The sequence below is a fragment of the Hypericibacter adhaerens genome, from assembly GCF_008728835.1.
In the GTDB taxonomy this organism is placed as follows: domain Bacteria; phylum Pseudomonadota; class Alphaproteobacteria; order Dongiales; family Dongiaceae; genus Hypericibacter; species Hypericibacter adhaerens.
In genome coordinates this window covers 5,034,275-5,050,003 of the sequence record NZ_CP042582.1, presented here as the reverse complement: position 1 = coordinate 5,050,003, position 15,729 = coordinate 5,034,275, and the positions used below count along the sequence as shown (strand labels likewise).

17 protein-coding genes are annotated in these 15,729 nt (G+C 66.2%); 15 read left to right on the top strand and 2 right to left on the bottom strand.

Features of this window, described 5'->3' with window-relative positions:
• Positions 1 to 133: 133 nt before the first annotated feature.
• A complete protein-coding gene (locus FRZ61_RS22610) occupies positions 134 to 919 on the top strand; it encodes a carnitinyl-CoA dehydratase (RefSeq protein ID WP_151119864.1) in 786 nt (261 codons plus the stop codon).
• 33 nt (positions 920 to 952) lie between these two features.
• Here the strand turns inward: FRZ61_RS22610 and FRZ61_RS22605 are convergent, their stop codons facing one another.
• Entirely contained in the window at positions 953 to 1,792 is an 840-nt protein-coding gene (locus FRZ61_RS22605; RefSeq protein ID WP_151119863.1) for a hypothetical protein, read from the bottom strand.
• Positions 1,793 to 2,336: 544 nt separating this feature from the next.
• Between FRZ61_RS22605 and FRZ61_RS22600 the strand changes: the two genes are divergently transcribed.
• The 9 genes from FRZ61_RS22600 (at position 2,337) to FRZ61_RS22560 (ending at position 10,950) form a co-directional block, all read left to right on the top strand.
• A complete protein-coding gene (locus FRZ61_RS22600; protein ID WP_191909168.1) occupies positions 2,337 to 2,747 on the top strand; it encodes a MarR family winged helix-turn-helix transcriptional regulator in 411 nt (136 codons plus the stop codon).
• 9 nt (positions 2,748 to 2,756) lie between these two features.
• Positions 2,757 to 3,137 carry a response regulator transcription factor gene (locus FRZ61_RS22595; RefSeq protein ID WP_151119861.1) on the top strand — a complete coding sequence of 127 codons (381 nt, stop codon included), beginning with the start codon at positions 2,757 to 2,759 and terminating at the stop codon, positions 3,135 to 3,137.
• A gap of 355 nt (positions 3,138 to 3,492) precedes the next feature.
• Entirely contained in the window at positions 3,493 to 4,218 is a 726-nt protein-coding gene (locus tag FRZ61_RS22590; protein ID WP_225308956.1) for a carbonic anhydrase, read from the top strand.
• Positions 4,219 to 4,300: 82 nt separating this feature from the next.
• The gene (locus tag FRZ61_RS22585; protein ID WP_225308955.1) at positions 4,301 to 6,337 is read left to right on the top strand and encodes a methyl-accepting chemotaxis protein; all 2,037 of its coding nucleotides are present in this window, start codon (positions 4,301 to 4,303) and stop codon (positions 6,335 to 6,337) included.
• Positions 6,338 to 6,433: 96 nt separating this feature from the next.
• Complete coding sequence (locus FRZ61_RS22580) at positions 6,434 to 6,769, top strand: hypothetical protein (protein ID WP_151119859.1); 336 nt, start codon at positions 6,434 to 6,436, stop codon at positions 6,767 to 6,769.
• Between the two features lie 333 nt (positions 6,770 to 7,102).
• Entirely contained in the window at positions 7,103 to 8,593 is a 1,491-nt protein-coding gene (locus tag FRZ61_RS22575) for a CHASE3 domain-containing protein (RefSeq protein WP_191909167.1), read from the top strand.
• 445 nt (positions 8,594 to 9,038) lie between these two features.
• On the top strand, positions 9,039 to 9,476 hold the full coding sequence (locus tag FRZ61_RS22570; RefSeq protein ID WP_151119857.1) for a hypothetical protein: 438 nt from the start codon (positions 9,039 to 9,041) through the stop codon (positions 9,474 to 9,476).
• 133 nt (positions 9,477 to 9,609) lie between these two features.
• On the top strand, positions 9,610 to 10,674 hold the full coding sequence (locus tag FRZ61_RS22565; protein ID WP_225308954.1) for a fatty acid desaturase family protein: 1,065 nt from the start codon (positions 9,610 to 9,612) through the stop codon (positions 10,672 to 10,674).
• 57 nt (positions 10,675 to 10,731) lie between these two features.
• The gene (locus tag FRZ61_RS22560; protein WP_151119855.1) at positions 10,732 to 10,950 is read left to right on the top strand and encodes a hypothetical protein; all 219 of its coding nucleotides are present in this window, start codon (positions 10,732 to 10,734) and stop codon (positions 10,948 to 10,950) included.
• Positions 10,951 to 11,041: 91 nt separating this feature from the next.
• Here the strand turns inward: FRZ61_RS22560 and FRZ61_RS22555 are convergent, their stop codons facing one another.
• The gene (locus FRZ61_RS22555) at positions 11,042 to 11,509 is read right to left on the bottom strand and encodes a hypothetical protein (protein WP_151119854.1); all 468 of its coding nucleotides are present in this window, start codon (positions 11,507 to 11,509) and stop codon (positions 11,042 to 11,044) included.
• Positions 11,510 to 11,633: 124 nt separating this feature from the next.
• On the opposite strand from FRZ61_RS22555, the gene FRZ61_RS22550 reads away from it, so the two are divergent.
• The 5 genes from FRZ61_RS22550 (at position 11,634) to FRZ61_RS22530 (ending at position 15,615) form a co-directional block, all read left to right on the top strand.
• The gene (locus tag FRZ61_RS22550) at positions 11,634 to 11,945 is read left to right on the top strand and encodes a PepSY domain-containing protein (RefSeq protein WP_151119853.1); all 312 of its coding nucleotides are present in this window, start codon (positions 11,634 to 11,636) and stop codon (positions 11,943 to 11,945) included.
• Positions 11,946 to 11,972: 27 nt separating this feature from the next.
• Entirely contained in the window at positions 11,973 to 12,644 is a 672-nt protein-coding gene (locus tag FRZ61_RS22545; RefSeq protein WP_151119852.1) for a response regulator transcription factor, read from the top strand.
• On the top strand, positions 12,645 to 13,979 hold the full coding sequence (locus FRZ61_RS22540) for a sensor histidine kinase (protein ID WP_151119851.1): 1,335 nt from the start codon (positions 12,645 to 12,647) through the stop codon (positions 13,977 to 13,979).
• Between the two features lie 323 nt (positions 13,980 to 14,302).
• Positions 14,303 to 14,797, top strand: coding sequence for an RT0821/Lpp0805 family surface protein (locus FRZ61_RS26850; protein WP_263641742.1), 495 nt, complete (start codon positions 14,303 to 14,305; stop codon positions 14,795 to 14,797).
• Between the two features lie 77 nt (positions 14,798 to 14,874).
• Positions 14,875 to 15,615: a peptidoglycan-binding domain-containing protein gene (locus FRZ61_RS22530; RefSeq protein ID WP_151119849.1), complete on the top strand. Its 741-nt coding sequence runs from the start codon at positions 14,875 to 14,877 to the stop codon at positions 15,613 to 15,615.
• Positions 15,616 to 15,729: the final 114 nt, after the last annotated feature.

Sequence of the window (15,729 nt, the reverse complement as noted above, 5' to 3'; positions counted from 1 at the left end):
CGGCGCCGACGAAGATCGTCGCTGGATCGCCATCATCTTCTCCGGGTCTGCCCGATTCTCACGCCACTCGGCGGAGGTTTTGCCGCCGGTGGAACCGCGTCCGCATATGTTCCGAGCAAGGGAAGGTTGAGCCATGTCGTCAGGTCCGGTCATCACCCGCCGCAACGGCGCCATCTTCGAGGTCGTGCTGGATCGTCCGAAGGCGAACGCGATCGACGCGGCGACCAGCCGGCTGATGGGCGCCGCCTTCGCCAGCTTCCGGGACGATCCCGACCTGCGGGTGGCCATCGTCACCGGCGGCGGCGAAAAGTTCTTCTGCGCCGGCTGGGACCTCAAGGCGGGTGCCTCGGGCGAGGGCCCGATCTCCGATTATGGCGTGGGCGGCTTCGGTGGCCTTCAGGAGCTGCCCAACCTCAACAAGCCGGTGATCGCGGCCGTGAACGGAATGGCGGTCGGCGGCGGGTTCGAACTGGCGCTCTCGGCCGACATGATCATCGCGGCCGAGCCTGCGCGCTTCGCGCTGCCGGAGATCAAGGCCGGCACGCTCGCCGACGCCGCCACCATCAAGCTGCCGCGGCGCATCCCCTATCACGTCGCGATGGATCTGTTGCTGACCGGGCGCTGGATGGACAGCGCCGAGGCGCTGATGCGGGGCATCGCCAATCAGGTCGTGCCGGCGGCCGATCTCATGGCCCGGGCGCGCGAGCTCGCCCAGATGCTGGCCGAAGGCCCGCCGCTGGTCTTCGCCGCCATCAAGGAGGTGGTCCGCGAATCCGAAGGCATGCCCTTCAACGAGGCCCTGTGGCGCATCAACCGGCGGGGCTTTCCGACCGTCGACAAGCTCTATTCGAGCGAGGACCAGCTCGAGGGGGCGAAGGCCTTCGCGGAGAAGCGTGCGCCGGTCTGGAAGGGCCGCTAGGCATTTTCCGGCGAAGCGGATACCGGCTCGCCGTCACCCTTGGCGGCGCGCATCCATCGCGAGCGCGATCTGCATGATCAGCAGGAGGAGGGCGGCGCCGATGCCGGCGACCGCGCCGATCACCGCCATATAGAGAGGCAGATCGCCCAATGCCGCCTGCTCCTTGAGCAGAAGGCCGCCCGCGAAGGAAGCGGCGCATAACAGGAGAATCGTCAGCAGGACCGCCCGGGAGAGCTTGGGGTTGCGGAAAACGAGCGCCGGCTTGCCGCGCGTCGCCTGCTCCGAGGCCTGGTAGTGCAGGAGGAGCCTGGCGGCGAGCTCCTCGTCGCCGGCCGGAAGGGGATAGCGCAGCGCCAGCCGGGTCGAGCCGAATTTTGTCGGGTACCGGAGAATGAGCTCGATACCGGCCGACCGGTTATTGCGGAGGCGGTAGACGCTTTCGACACGCGGTGTGCCGCGGAACGGCACATGCTGGAAATCGCCGCCCACTTCCACGCCGTCTCTCGCGACCACGATCTCGATGCCCTCGGGCGGCGTTTCCTTCACCGGCGTGAGCTGATTGGGCAGCGCGCCCTGCTCGGCGCTCGCCTGGTGATTGAGCGCGAGGAAATCTTTCCAGGCCAAAGGATCGATCCGCCAGCGGGCGAGCACGCCTTCGCCCCGCCGCAGCCGGTCCTGGGCACGCGTCTCTTCGTGCTGCACGAGCGCGAAGGTGCCGCCCAATATGAGCGACGTCAGGCCCGCAATGGCGAGCCCGCTATGCAACGCCCGTGGGATCGTGCCGTCCGGGATCAGGAACACGCCCGGCGAAACGATGAGGCCAAAGACGAAGAATCCGAGCGCGATGTTTCGCGCCAGTCGCGGACGTCGCATGAGGCACTCTCCGTTCCCCTGGGCGCGACGCCGGCACTCCCCTGCCGCCGACGCAAGCCCCTCCACCCGCGGCCCATTTTATAGCGCGATGTCGGCGGATAAAGCCCGGAGTCCTGTCGATGGCGCCAGGAACCGGCGTCCGCTTCACGCTTCCAGGTTCATTATCTGTCCACCGGGATAGCTTCGTCGCGGGATCGGACCTCGCCTTCCTCCTGTCGGAGGGGCCTATGCGGAAGGACATCTATCCTTCAGGCGATGGATTTCACCAAACTGCTTGAAGCCGCGCTGCGGCGAGCGTGATAAGTAGAAATGCCGATGGGTGCGAATCGCCCGAGTCGATGCGTTTGCGCACCACGAGAAACAACGCCCGTCAGGGGCATCATCACGACCGGCCCATGGACCCTGCAGCAGTTGGCGGGAAAATCGCTCTGTCGCCCCGCCTGCCGCAGAGGCTCGATGATTGCCGCCGATGAAGCCCGGGGGCCGAAACCGCAGGGCGGGTGACAGACGGCTCCGCGCGACGGCGGAACTGCTCGACCACACGATGCGGCTGATCTACAGCCAATCCTTCGTCCACGGCTTGAATCCCGCGCAGTGGGGCGCGCTGCGCTACCTCGCCCGGGCGAACGAAAGCGTGCAGACGCTCACCCATTTCGCGCGCGCCCACTGCGTCAGCAAGGCCGCGGCCTCGGATACGATCTCGGCGCTCGTCCGCAAGAAGCTGGTGGTCAGGAACAAGGATCCGTCGGACGGGCGCGTCATGCGGATCGGTCTCACGGCGGAGGGACGAGGGCTGCTGGATTCCGATCCGCTGAATCTCCTCGTCGATGCGCTGGAGGGTCTTCTCCCCCAGCAGCAGGTGCAGGCGGCGGAGATCCTGGCGGTTGCGGCACGCAACGTCTATGCGGCGATTGCCGGCTCCTCGTCGGCGCCGCCATCGCCGAACGACAGTTGAGGCGGTGTCATGGCAAGAATTCTGCTCGTCGAGGACAATAAAGAGTTCAGATCGATGCTGCGCGCCCTTCTCCAGGAGGCCGGTCACGAGGTCGTGGAAGCGGGAGACGGCCAAGCCGCCATCGAACATCTGCGCCGCACGGCCTACGATCTGCTTGTGACCGACGTTTTGCTGCCGCAGGCCGACGGCACGGAGGTCATCAAGGCGGTCCGCGGGGTGAACGGGAAGATTTCCATCATTGCCATCTCCGGTGGTGGCCGCGAGCTGCCGGCCGTCGTGGCCCTGGCATTGACCGAGGCGCTGGGCGCGCACCGCACGCTCTTCAAGCCCTTCCGCGACGCGGAACTGCTGGCCGCCGTCAAAGAGCTGCTGCCGGTCGCTTCGTCGTAGCAGCCGCTCGTCCGAAAGATCCATCGATCCGACCCTGGCGCCGCCGGTTCGCGCGCGCCGTCTGCAACCTTTAGGGGCGCTGCCACGGTCCGGCGACCGATGGTCTATAGCCGAAGTATTACAGGGCATTTTAAGTAAATCATTAGGACTCCTACCTATATCAGGGACCCAGGAATTTATGTCCGCGGGTTTGAAGGCCGATTTGAGCGGCCATCGCGACCGCGGGAACCGGCGGTGATCGCCGACCGGCAGGGTCAATTGAGAGGGAATGATCGTGACCACCCCCATTTCACGCCGCCATGTCATTCGACGCCTCGCGACCGGTGTCGCCGCTTGTCCGATCTGCTTGTCGCTCATGAAGTCGCGGGACGTCCTCGCCGACTCCGGCACTGCCTCCCACGGTGAAGCGGCGCATTGGAGCTATGAGGGCGAAGCCGGGCCGCAGAACTGGGGCGAGCTTTCGGCCGACTTCAAGGTCTGCGAGCTGGGGTTCGAGCAGACCCCGATCGACCTGAAGAACGCCATCAGCGCTCAGCTTGCCGGCGTCGAGCCCGACTTCCGGCCCATGCCCCTCAAGATCCTCAATAACGGCCACACCATCCAGGTGAATTGCGATCCGGGCTCGCGCAGCCGGATCGACGGCCGCAGTTTCGAGCTCCTGCAGTTCCATTTCCATCATCCGAGCGAGCATCTTCTCGCCGGCCGGGCCTTCGATCTGGAGCTGCATTTCGTTCATCGCGCCGAGAGCGGTCAGCTGGCCGTGCTCGGCGTCTTCATCCAGCAGGGCGCCGAGAATGCCGCCCTGCAACCCATCTGGGCGGGAATGCCGGCGGTGGCAGGACCGGTCCAGGACGTCGGCACGCAGATCACCCCCGCGAGCCTGCTGCCGACAGAGCGCGGCTTCTTCCGCTATCAGGGCTCCCTCACCACGCCGCCATGCAGCGAGGGCGTTCTCTGGACGATGTTCAAGCAGCCGATCGAGGCATCCGAAGACCAGATACGGAAGTTCGCCGCGCTCTTCCCTTCAAACGCAAGGCCGGTCCAGGGCGTGAACCGCCGGTTCCTGCTGCAATCCCTTTAACGACAGCCGCCCGGGACGAGGGTCCCGGCCATTGGAGATAGCGATTATGTCGACCACGTCCTTGTCTGCGAATGCGAGGCCTGTGAATACGAGCAAGGGTGGCCTGCTGGCGACCTTCGCCAACATGAAGGTCAAGACCAAGGTGCTGTCGGGCTTCGGGCTCGTCCTGCTCCTGCTGGCGACCGTGTCCGGAATTTCCTTCATGGGCTTCAGCTCGATCGGCACGCAGTTCGGCGAATATATCGGCGCCGTGAACATCGTCGATGACGCCAGCAACATCGAGCGCGACGTGGTCAAGCTGCGGCGCAATATCGACGTCTATGTCGGCACGCGCGACACCAACGCCGCCAAGGATGCGGGCGATGTCGAGAAGAAGCTCCAGGCCGAGATCGAGACGGGCCAGCAGCATTCGTCCGACGATACGCAGAAGAAGGCCTTCGGCGATGTCAGCTCGAAGCTGTCGGAGATCATCGCCAGCTTCGGCAAGGTCGAGGAGCTCGAAGCCGAGCGGGTCAAGATCGCTTCGGACGTGCTCGATGTCGCCGGGCCGAAGGTTTCGGACGGCCTCGAGGCGCTGATGCAGAAGGCGACGCAGAGCGGCAACAGCAATGCGGCCATCCTCGCCGGCACGGCCCTTTACGAGGTCATGAAGGCGCGCCTCTATTCGAACCTGATGCTGGAGCGCCGCGAGAGCAGCTCGGCCGAGCAGGCGGAAGAGGCTTTCGCCTCCGCCGAGAAGGCCATCGAGCAGATCGAGAAGGTCGTCTCGGACCCCGCGCTCAACGCCCAGGTCGAGGAGATCAAGACGCTCATCGCCGGCTATGACGAGGCCTTCAAGAAGAGCGAGGCCGTCGACGCCGACATGGAGAAGCTGGTCAACGAGACCATCGCCGAGCAGACCGAAGCCGTGACGAGCGACGCCGAGGCGATCGCTTCCGACGCGTCCGACGACGAGAACAAGGTCGAGGACGAGACCCATGGCGTGATCGACAGCTCGGAGATGCTCTCGATCATCCTGAGCCTGGGCGGCATCGCGCTGGGCCTGGTCATCGCCTGGCTCATCGGCAGCGGCATCGCCAAGCCCGTCGTCGCGATGACGGCGGCCATGGGCAAGCTCGCCGGCGGCGACAAGACCATCATCGTGCCGGCGCTCGGCCGCAAGGACGAGATCGGCAGCATGGCTGACGCGGTCGAGGTGTTCAAGCAGAACGCCATCGAGATGGACCGCCTGGCCGAGGAGCAGCGCAAGGAGCAGGCGCGCAAGGAAGAGCGCCAGAAGGCGATCGAAGGCTACATCAAGAGCTTCGACGAGTCGGTCTCGGGCCTCCTGGGCATCCTGGCCTCGGCCGCGACCGAGATGCGGTCGACCGCCGAGAGCATGTCGGCGACGGCGGAGGAGACCTCCCGCCAGTCGACGGCGGTGGCGGCCGCCTCCGAGCAGGCCTCGACCAACGTGCAGACGGTCGCGTCGGCCGCGGAGGAGCTTGCGAGCTCGGTGGCCGAGATCAGCCGTCGCGTGTCGGAATCGACCGACATCGCCGGCCGTGCGGTCGGCGAGGCGGCGAAGACCAATGCCGAGGTCAAGGGATTGGCCGAGGCCGCGCAGAAGATCGGCAACATCGTGCAGCTCATCAACGACATCGCCAGCCAGACCAACCTCCTGGCGCTCAACGCCACGATCGAGGCGGCGCGCGCGGGCGAGGCCGGCAAGGGCTTCGCGGTGGTGGCCTCCGAGGTCAAGTCCCTGGCCAACCAGACGGCCAAGGCGACCGAGGAGATCGCCGGCCAGATCCAGGCCATGCAGAACGCCACGGCCGGCTCGGTCAACGCCATCGAGGGCATCGGCGGCACGATCTCCAAGATCAGCGAGATCGCCACGGTGATCGCGTCGGCGGTCGAGGAGCAGGGGGCCGCGACCCAGGAGATCGCCCGCAATGTCCAGCAGGCGGCCGCGGGCACGTCGGAGGTGTCGTCCAACATCGGCGGCGTGACGCAGGCGGCGAGCCAGACCGGTGCCGCTTCGGCGCAGGTCCTCTCGACGGCCGGCGAGCTCGCCAAGCAGGCGGAGGTCCTGCGCGGCGAGGTCGACGGCTTCCTCAACAAGATCCGCGCAGCCTGATCCCGAGTCGTCGGGGAGGCCGGGGCGCTGGCGCGTTCGCCAGCCCACCCCGGCCCCACCGCCTCGGATCGGCGTCATCAGGAGCAGGGGGCCACCATGGGCGCCGTCGTGAAACATCCCACCCTCGCCGCGGGCGGGGCCCGGACCATCGCCAATCTGCGGGCGGAACTGGTTCAGGAATGCACGCGATCGATCCGCGCGCTCGAGGAAATCGTCCATAGACTGAAGATGATCGATTCATCCTATCCGGCGATCGGCATGGCGCCCGCCATTGCCGGTTACGAACGGGCGGTGGGGATTCTCGCCAGCATCGATCCCCTGGATATGCCCGAGACGGCAATGATCGAAGACCTGGCCCGTCTGGTCCAGGAACTGACCGACACGGTGTCGAGCGCCTACACGATCGCCCGATCCGCTTCCGAGGTCGTCTAGATGCGTCGCCGTGAAAACGGTTTAAAATCCCGGGATCGCGATCTCGCCCAAGCTCGGGAATGGTGATTCGAAGAACGGCACCGATAGATCAAGCGGGAATGACGCCGGCGATTGAGTGGAGCCGGCGCAAACCACAGAGCGCGATCCCGACGGTCGCTTTTCACGCCTGTGCCGTTGCGCTTTCCCGCTCGGCGGGGTTTCGCGATCCGGCCTTTCGAACCGCGAACAGCGAACGGCGTTCTCGCCGATAACGGCCGAGGCGTCGGTTCTCAACAGGAATGGAGATTGACCCGTGGCCAGCGACAGCCAGCGGAGCTAGGGAGGGAGCCTGCCGTGTCCGTTGCCGACGCCAGTCGATCGCGACACGAACCCCCTTTCGGCGGGTTGCGACATCGATGGGGGCGGCGAATCGCTCTGTGGCTGGCCATCCTCCTGGTGGGCGGCCTCTTTGGAGCAACCTACTACCAGATTCACGGCTTGGCCGCTGCGGACGGCATCGTGCAGCATGTGCGCGATGTCCGTGGCGAGGCCGAACATCTGCTGTCGCTCCTCGGCAGGGCCGAAGACAATCAGGAAGGCTACCTGATCACGGGCGATCCGACCTATCTCGATGCCTACCGGGCCGCTGCAACCGAGGCCCCACAATCCCTTCAGCAATTGAGCCAGCTCTTCGGCGACAATCCCAGCCAATGGCGGCGCGTCGACCAGCTCCGCCCGATGCTGAGCGACCGCATCGATCGGCTCGAGGCGCTCATCGTCGCCCGGCAGGGTCGGGGCCTTTCCGCCATCGTGCGCCCCGGCATCGACGAGGGCAGGGCTCTCACCGACAAGATGCGGGAAACGATCGTCGGCGTGGTAGCGACGGAGTCCGATAGCGCCCGGTCGCGTTTGAGCAATGCCCGCGCCTACGTCCAAAATTCCGCTTTGATCCTGTTCGCCGGCATCCTGGCGAGCGCGATGGTCATCCTCTGGGCGTTCCATCTGACGCAAAAGGAGGTGGATCGCCGGCAGCGGTCCGAAGCGATGCTTCTCCAGGATCTGGCCGCAAGCAGAGTCGCGGAGAGCCAGCTCGCTCGAGCCCAGCGCATGGAGACAGTCGCCCAGCTGACGAGCGGCATGGCCCATGATGTCAATAATCTGCTGGCCATCGTTGTGAGCGGCCTGAGCCAGCTCGAAAAGCGCATGGGAGCGGACGGCAAGGCCGAGGAACTTATGAGCGTCTGCATGAGAGCGAGCCTTCAGGGTTCTGCGCTCATCGATCGGCTCCTGGCCTTCTCGCGGCGGCGATCGCTGGAGCCCGAAAGGATCAACGTAAACGAGCTGGTTTCCTCGACCCTGGGACTGCTGCAGCCGATCTTCGGCGTCGGAATCGAGATCCAGCTGCGGCTCGCTGAAGATCCTTGGCCTGTCCTGGTCGATCCGGTCCAGGCCGAATCCGCGCTCGTCAATCTCGCGATCAATGCCCGGGACGCCATGACCGATGGCGGCCAGCTGACCATCGAGACCGCCAACATGTCGCTGTCGGCCGGCGAAGCGGCCGGGAAGCCCAGTCTCGCGCCCGGCGATTACGTCACGCTTTCAATGTCGGACACCGGCACCGGCATGACACCGGAGGTTCTGGGCCGGGCGTTCGAACCCTTCTTCACCACCAAGGTCGGGGGCCGGAGCTCGGGTCTGGGTCTTTCCATGGTGCTCGGTTTCGCGCGGCAGTCGCGCGGCCATGTCGAGATTCGGAGCGAGCCGAAGCGCGGTACGGTCGTCGATATCTATCTGCCGCGCGCAGATTCCGCGTCGCCACGAGCGGCCTTGCCGTCCGATCAGTGACAGCTTTCTGCCGGCGCGGCGGCGTGCCGAACTTCCGCCTTGCAAAATAAATCGGACAGAGATGGGAAAAGCGCCTATGGTCCTGAGCAGGAAGCGCCAGTCGAGCGTTCCCGCAATACGGCCCGTTAAGCATCTGGCCTTCAGCTGATTCGAGCGACCGCGGCCTGGGGGCGATCCTCAGGCGATATCCCGGCAGGAAAGCCAGGACGTGGGGCAGCAAGCTGGAGTTCTCCAACGCGCCCGACTCTTCCGCCATCATCCGGCCGGATCGTGGCTGTTGTGCCTTGTCGGCGCTTTCGGGCGTCTGCGGGAGAGGCTCTCGTCAGCCCGCCCGATATCCGGAACTTCGGCGCCGGCCCGGCTCCCGCGATCTCGAGAAAAGTCGTTTTTTCGCTACCGCCTGCCGGAGATCCACCGGTCTCGATAATGCAGGCATGTCGCCTCGATGACGGAGCAGAATATGGCGCGGAATTCACGCAGCGGGCGCACGGCGAGCCCTGCCGAAGCGGACCAACGCAGTAAGATCGACCGGCTGCGTGCCTTGCGCTTGAACGACGAGGCGGCGCGGCAGGCGGCCGGCATCTGGGGTGAAATGTCGATCGGCGAGATCACACACCGGCCCACGGGAGAGGTTTTCATCTACGCCTGGAAGGGGCGTGAGGCGCCCGATCTGGTGACCCTGCCAGGCAAGCGCACAACCGTCAAACGAGCCGCCGAGCACGTGCAACTCGTCGAGTGGCTGTTGAAGCACGAGATGGAAGGATTCGAAATCACGCTGCTGGCGTGGAGCCTGAGCGAGACGGAGGCCGCGCGCCAACAGCAAGCGAGGCTTGCCGAGCACCGCGCCGCGGGCGTCGCTGTCGTCAATGCGGTAGCCGGCTGAACCGGCACCGATCAAGGCCGGCGTCGACCGTGTCGGCGCTGCGTGATTCCGAAAGCAGGACGTGCCGTCTGCGAGACTCTATTCGACGGCATGCTGATCCTGCTCGTACCTTTCATATGAGGCCCTGTTTCCGTTGATTACAGCCCCGTCGCCCGGCGACACCGGCGCATCCGCCAGCCAGTCGCTGCGATCCGCCATTTCCTCGTTCGAATCGCCCCGCCTCTCCAGCAGTATCTGGCAGCTTGTCAGCTCGATCGGCCTCTATTTGGTCGCGTGGGCTGCCATGTACAAGCTCATCCATCTGTCGCTGCCGCTCGGCATGGTGCTGGCAATTCCGGCCGGCGCGCTCCTGGTGCGAATCTTCATCCTTCAGCACGACTGCGGTCACGGATCGCTGTTCGTGTCCCGGGCCGCCAACACGCTCGCCGGCAGGATCTGCGGGCTGCTGACCCTGACGCCCTATGCCAACTGGCGCCGGCATCATGCCGCTCATCACGGGGTTTGGAACAATCTCGACCGGCGGCATAGCGGCGCCGACATCTACACCACATGCCTGACCGTCAAGGAGTATCGGGCCTTGCCGTGGCACGACCGGATTCTCTACCGGGCGGTGCGCCATCCGATCGTCGCCCATGTCATTCTGCCTCCGCTGGTCTTCATCCTTCTCTACCGCGTGCCGTTCGACACGCCGGAGAATTGGACGCAGGAACGACGCTCGGTGCATATCACCAACACCGTGCTCGCCGGGGTGCTGCTCGGGCTCGGATTCTGGCTGGGATTCTGGGAAGTGCTGTTGATACAGGCGCTCATCATTGTCGTCGCCTCGATCATCGGCGTCTGGCTGTTCGCCCTGCAGCACCGTTTCGACAGCTCGCAATGGAACCGGGAAGAGCAATGGAGCTTTGCATCCGCGTCATTGGAAGGCTCGTCCTGCCTGCGTCTCCCCCGCGTGATGCAGTGGTTTACCGGTAACATCGGATTTCACCATATCCATCATCTTGCGCCGCGCGTGCCGAACTACCGGCTGCAAGCCTGCTACGAGGCCATCCCGGCGCTGCGGACGCGGGCGCCGCTGACGGTCGGGGCCGGCCTCCGATCCGTTTGGCTGGCGCTCTGGGACGAGGATGCCGAGCGAATGGTCGGCTTTTCCCGCCGCGGGTCCGCTGCCGGCCATCCATCCGTGGAGAAACCCGCCTAGGAAAACGGCAGCCGCGAGGGGAATCCTCTCGAGGCTTTGCAAACCAAAGGTGTCGTCATGCTCCATGACTTCGCTCAATGGCTGCGTTTGGCGGGCGATTGCATCGGCGGCCTGCTCATGCTGATCGGCACCGGCTATATCGGGTACGTGCTGATTTTCGATCATGGCGGCGGCAACCCCTGGCTTACCGGCGTGGCGGTTGCTGCTGGCGGCGCGTTCATTCTCGCTGTGGGACGCGGCCTGAGCTGGGTCCTGATCGGCGCTGGACAGGCCTAGCCTGTCGCCGAGGTCCAGGTGCCAATATCTCGAGCACGGAAAGAGGCGGTCCCTGCCCGGACCGCTCTCTCGCTTGGCTGAACGCCGGACGTCAATCGCGGTTCACGGACACGATCTGGCCGCTATAGGCGTTGACGATCAGCTTGACGTCATGGCCGTAGCGATCCTCGGCCCGGACGCGGTAGTAGCCGTTCTTGAAGCGCCAGTCGCCGATGTCATGGAACTGCTGGTGCTGGAGGCGGGCCTTGATGACGGGCCGCGGCAGCGGCTGATGCTGGTACTGGCCGTTGTTCCAGCCCGGTCCCGGATTGTGATTGGCGCCCGGCCCGTTCCAGCCGGACCCATAGCCGCCGGGATTGTGGTTCGAGTTGTACCCGCCGTTCGGATTGCTCCAGGGCTGGTTGTTCGGCTGGCCCCAATCGGACTCGCCATGAGCCAGGACGATGGGGTTCTGCTGGCCGGGATTGCGGTCGCTGTTGCCCGGGCCGCCGGCGGCGAAGGCCGGAGAGGCCGAGGCGAGCAGGCCGGCAAGGCCGGCGATCATCAGGAAGCTGCGCATGACTGGTTTCCTTTCTTCAAGTCTGCGATCTTCAATGACGGTCATTCTGACCCGCCCAACTTGAACGCAGCCGGAGCGGCCCGTTCATGTCCCGTTCAGCTATCGGGGAGTAAACGCAGCCCTCATGCGCCGGCAATTTCTCCGCATGGGCTTGTCCTGCCTCGTCGCTCTGCTGCTGCTGGGCGCGGGCCCGGTCCGCGCGGACAGCGACCAGGACCGGGCGCGCGCCGCGGTCGAATCGGGCGAGGTGAAGCCCTTGGGCGCCATCCTCAAGGCGGTCCGCCAGCGCTATAAAGGGCAGGTGCTCGACACCCAGCTTCTCGACATGGGCGGCCGCTGGATCTATCGCGTGCGGCTCCTGACCAAGGACGGGAAGGCCCTCGATATCGGCGTCGATGGCCGGAGCGGCCAGATCCTCGATGTCCAGGGCGATTGACCCGTCATCCCCGCGAGTGTGCATCGCATGAGAATCCTCGTCGTCGAAGATGATCCCGACCTGGCGCGCCAGCTCAAGGCGGCGCTCGCGGGCGCGAGCTACGCCGTCGATGTGGCGGGCGACGGCGAGGAAGGCCATTTCCTCGGCGATACCGAGCCCTATGACGCGGTGGTGCTCGATCTCGGCCTGCCGGTGCTGGACGGCGTCTCGGTGCTGAAGCGCTGGCGGCGCGACGGCCGCACCATGCCGGTCCTAATCCTGACCGCGCGCGACCGCTGGAGCGAGAAGGTGGCTGGCTTCGATGCCGGCGCCGACGATTATGTGACCAAGCCCTTCCAGATGGAGGAGGTGCTGGCGCGGATCCGGGCGCTGATCCGGCGCGCCTCGGGCCATGCCTCGGCGGAGCTCGAATGCGGGGCCTTGCGCATCGATTCCGCAAGCGGCCGCGTCACCGTCGACGGGGTGCAGGTCAAGCTCACCGCGCAGGAATTCCGCCTGCTCGACTATCTCATGCATCACAAGGGCAAGATCGTCTCGCGCACCGAGCTGACCGAGCATATCTACGAGCAGGATTTCGACCGCGAATCGAACACGATCGAGGTGTTCGTGGGCCGGCTGCGCAAGAAGCTGGGCGCCAACTATATCGCGACCGTGCGCGGGCTGGGCTACCGCCTGGCGCCGCCGGACGAGCAGGACTAGATGGCCGCGCGCTCGCTGGCGCTGCGCCTTCTGGTCGGCGCCGGCGTCTGGATCGCGGTGGCGCTGCTCGCCGGCGGCTTCGCGCTCTCGCGCCTGTTCGAGGACACGGTCGAGCGCAATTTCGATTCCCGCCTCGTGGTGCTGCTCGAAGGCCTGGTCGCGGTCGCGGAGCTCGACGCGCAAGGCCAGCCGCAATTGACGCGCAGCGTCGGCGAGCCGCGCTTCGATCAACCCTATTCAGGGTGGTACTGGGAGATCGCCGAGGATGGCAAGCCGCTGCTGCGCTCGCGCTCGCTCTGGGATCAGGATCTGAGCCTGAGCCGCGAGCCCGCCACGACCGAGGCCTTCAGCCACGACGTGACCGGCCCCGACGACGAGAAGCTGCGGCTGGTGGAGCGCGAGATCACGCTGCCCGGCTCTACCCATCGCTTCCGCTTCGGCGTCGCCGGCGAGACCAGCGAGATCGACGCGGCGGTGCACAGCTTCAACGCGACGCTGTTCTGGTCGCTGGGCCTGCTGTGGCTGGGCTTGATCGTGGCGATGCTGATCCAGATCTGGTTCGGCCTCCAGCCGCTGCGGCGCATGCGCCGGGCGGTGATCGCGGTGCGGACGGGGCGCGCGCAGCGGCTCGACGGCCAGTTCCCGGCCGAGATCACGCCGCTCTCGGACGAGCTCAACGTGCTGATCGAGCACAACGCCGCCGTGCTCGAGCGCGCCCGCACCCAGGTGAGCAATCTCGCCCATGCGCTGAAGACGCCGCTCTCGGTCTTGACCAACGAATCCAGCACCGCCGAGGGGCCGCTGGCCGAGACGGTCAAGCGCCAGACCGCCTCGATGCGCCAGCAGATCGATCACTATCTCGCCCGCGCGCGAACGGCCGCGGCGGCGAAGGTCCTGGGCGTGCGGACGGAATGCGCGCCCGTCGCCGAGGATCTGCGCCGCACGCTCGAGCGCATCCATCGCGACCGCCCGGTCCGCATCGAGGCGGATGTTCCCGCGGGCCTGGGCTTCCGCGGCGAGCGCCAGGATCTCGAGGAGATGCTGGGGAATCTCGCCGACAACGCCTGCAAATGGGCGAAGACCCGCGTTCTCGTCGCGGGGCGGCAGGAGGGCAACCGCATCCGCTTCACCGTCGACGATGACGGGCCCGGCCTGCGGCCCGAGCAGCGCGACGCGGTGTTCCATCGTGGCAAGCGGCTCGACGAGCGCGTGCCGGGCACGGGGCACGGCCTCGCCATCGTGCGCGAGATCGCCGAGCTCTATGACGGCACGGTGGCACTCGAGGATTCGCCGCTGGGCGGCTTGCGCGCGATTCTCACGCTGCCGTCGACGTAAGGGCAGATCTCTTCCTCGCCCCCATGAAATGGGGGAGAGGGTAGGGTGAGGGGGGCCTCTCAGGATGAAGCGCCACGAGCTTCACCACCCTCCTCACCCTGCCCTCTCCTCCCGCAAGCGGGAGGAGAGGAAGAGAAAATCGACAATCCGATCAGCCCCTTATCCACCACTCTCCCGTCCCTCCAATCCTGAACGCCCGATGAACGGCGCCCTCAGAGTGGGTTCAGTCTGACCCCGGCAGACTGCGTTCCATGCTGCAGGGGCGATTCGAGTTGAGCGATGCCCGTCGCAGCTCCCGCTTTCGATGGAGAAGGAGCTCGATCATGAACACGAACCTCAAGAAGATCACCGCCGCCGTCCTGCTCGCCTCGACGCTGAGCGCCTGCGCGAGCGGCTATGGCGGTACCGGCCTCGGCTCGAAGGAGACGATCGGCACGCTGGGCGGTGCCGCGCTCGGCGGCTGGGCCGGCTCGAATATCGGCCACGGCACGGGTCAGCTCATCGCGACCGCGGCCGGCGTGGTCATCGGCGGCTTCATCGGCAACCAGATCGGCCGCGGCCTCGACCAGGCGGACCGCCAGTCGGCCTACCAGGCGGAGCAGGTGGCGCTCGAGCGCTACCCCGACGGCCAGTATTCGCGCTGGAACAACCCGAACAACGGCAATTACGGCTACACCGTGCCGCAGCAGACCTATCAGCAGCCGAGCGGCCAGTACTGCCGCGAATACCAGACGACGATCATCGTCAACGGTCGTCCGGAGACGGCGCATGGCACGGCCTGCCGCGAGCCCGATGGCAGCTGGCGCGTCGCCTCCTGACGCAGGGCGCCTGAAACAGCGCTCATCGATGGAAAGGCAGGGAGAGCGATTTCTCTCCCTGCCGCGCGGAGGAAAGCATGACCGCCACGCCCGTTCTGATCTCGCCCCATCGGCTCGGCTGGGCCCTCGCCGCCGTCCTCTTGCTGGGCGGTACGGGGACAGCCCAGAACGCAGCGGCGCAGGATCAGGGCTACGATGACGAGACCGCCTACGGAACATACGGCGCGTACGAGACGCAGCCGCTGACCGTCCAGGAGATCAGCGAGCTGCAGTGGCAGCTCGCGATCCATGGCTACGATCCCGGCAGTGCCGATGGCGCGGTCGATTGGCGCACGCGCCAGGCCATCGGCGAGTATCAGCAGGATGCCGGGCTGCCCGTCGATGGCGAGCCGAGCCAGGCCCTGCTCAGCCATCTCCGCTACACCAACCCGCCCGTGCGCAGCGCCCGCCTTCAGGCGAGCGTTGACGCCGGATCGCCGTCAGGCGTCGCCAGCTCACCCCGTCCCATGGCGTCTCCATCCGCCACCGGACCGACCGGCGACGACCTGGCGGCGATGCCGGTGTCGGCGGCGACGGAGATCCCGGTGTCGCCGGAATTGTTCGCGATCTACACCACCGCGGTGCAGGAGGCGCTGCAGGCGAAGGGTTATCGCCCGGGCAGCGCCGACGGCAGGCTGGGGCCGCGCACCCGCGATGCGATCTGCCGCTACCAGCAGGATTACGGCCTGCCGGTGACGGGCGAGGTGTCGCTGGGCCTGCTCAACCATCTGCGGCTCGTCAGCGGATTCCCGGTCGGGTATCCGGCACCGCAAGGATGAGCGAAGCGACTCTTATCCCCTCCCCCGTTCAGGGGGAGGGTCAGGGAGGGGGATGACTCGATAGAAGATGCCGCGCGAGGATCGTGCGTTCTTGCATCACCGACCGAGTCATCC

Coding starts and splice junctions, on each gene's coding strand:
- FRZ61_RS22610 (WP_151119864.1), top strand. CDS start 134: ATGTCGTCAGGTCCGGTCATCACCCGCCGCAACGGCGCCATCTTCGAG.
- FRZ61_RS22605 (WP_151119863.1), bottom strand. CDS start 1,792: ATGCGACGTCCGCGACTGGCGCGAAACATCGCGCTCGGATTCTTCGTC.
- FRZ61_RS22600 (WP_191909168.1), top strand. CDS start 2,337: ATGCGGCTGATCTACAGCCAATCCTTCGTCCACGGCTTGAATCCCGCG.
- FRZ61_RS22595 (WP_151119861.1), top strand. CDS start 2,757: ATGGCAAGAATTCTGCTCGTCGAGGACAATAAAGAGTTCAGATCGATG.
- FRZ61_RS22590 (WP_225308956.1), top strand. CDS start 3,493: ATGAAGTCGCGGGACGTCCTCGCCGACTCCGGCACTGCCTCCCACGGT.
- FRZ61_RS22580 (WP_151119859.1), top strand. CDS start 6,434: ATGGGCGCCGTCGTGAAACATCCCACCCTCGCCGCGGGCGGGGCCCGG.
- FRZ61_RS22570 (WP_151119857.1), top strand. CDS start 9,039: ATGACGGAGCAGAATATGGCGCGGAATTCACGCAGCGGGCGCACGGCG.
- FRZ61_RS22560 (WP_151119855.1), top strand. CDS start 10,732: ATGCTCCATGACTTCGCTCAATGGCTGCGTTTGGCGGGCGATTGCATC.
- FRZ61_RS22555 (WP_151119854.1), bottom strand. CDS start 11,509: ATGCGCAGCTTCCTGATGATCGCCGGCCTTGCCGGCCTGCTCGCCTCG.
- FRZ61_RS22550 (WP_151119853.1), top strand. CDS start 11,634: ATGCGCCGGCAATTTCTCCGCATGGGCTTGTCCTGCCTCGTCGCTCTG.
- FRZ61_RS22545 (WP_151119852.1), top strand. CDS start 11,973: ATGAGAATCCTCGTCGTCGAAGATGATCCCGACCTGGCGCGCCAGCTC.
- FRZ61_RS22540 (WP_151119851.1), top strand. CDS start 12,645: ATGGCCGCGCGCTCGCTGGCGCTGCGCCTTCTGGTCGGCGCCGGCGTC.
- FRZ61_RS26850 (WP_263641742.1), top strand. CDS start 14,303: ATGAACACGAACCTCAAGAAGATCACCGCCGCCGTCCTGCTCGCCTCG.
- FRZ61_RS22530 (WP_151119849.1), top strand. CDS start 14,875: ATGACCGCCACGCCCGTTCTGATCTCGCCCCATCGGCTCGGCTGGGCC.